Raw genomic sequence first — 569 nt, forward strand, 5'->3', positions numbered from 1 at the left:
GCTCGGTTGACAGCTCCCCGAGGCTTATCGCAGCCTCCTACGTCCTTCATCGGCTCCTGGTGCCAAGGCATCCACCGTACGCTCTTCATTACTTACAACAAAGATGCTCGCGTCCACTGTGCAATTCTCAAACAACACACACAACCCAGACTCACAGCAGCACCAGCCACCCCGAATCACCCCGAAGGACAACCAGAATGCGGTATGACCACCATCTGAATTCTGTATACGTCTTGCCATGAAAGAAACACTCGCGTGTTCTCTCAGGACCCAACAGTGCATCGATATAACAGTTACTCCCACCAGCAGGGCCGGCAGTAATGAATAAAAGTTGGTTGTCAGTGTTCCACCCGTGAGCACCGCCGGATGACGTATGCATCCGAAACGGTTTCTGTCGCTCGATCATCTGCTGACTGTTCAGCAGTGCATCGCAGCGAAGAGGCTCCTTAGAAAGGAGGTGATCCAGCCGCACCTTCCGGTACGGCTACCTTGTTACGACTTCGTCCCAATCGCCGATCCCACCTTCGACGGCTCCCTCCCACAAGGGGTTAGGCCACCGGCTTCGGGTG

2 rRNA genes are annotated in these 569 nt (G+C 55.0%); both read right to left on the bottom strand.

From position 1 onward, the window contains the following. A 23S ribosomal RNA gene (locus ACOQFP_RS04760) occupies positions 1-98 on the bottom strand; the annotation flags it as partial. Between the two features lie 352 nt (positions 99-450). After that, positions 451-569 (bottom strand): 16S ribosomal RNA (locus ACOQFP_RS04765); the annotation flags it as partial.

Source organism: Rhodococcus sp. MALMAid1271, from assembly GCF_049195265.1.
Classification (GTDB): Bacteria; Actinomycetota; Actinomycetes; order Mycobacteriales; family Mycobacteriaceae; genus Rhodococcoides.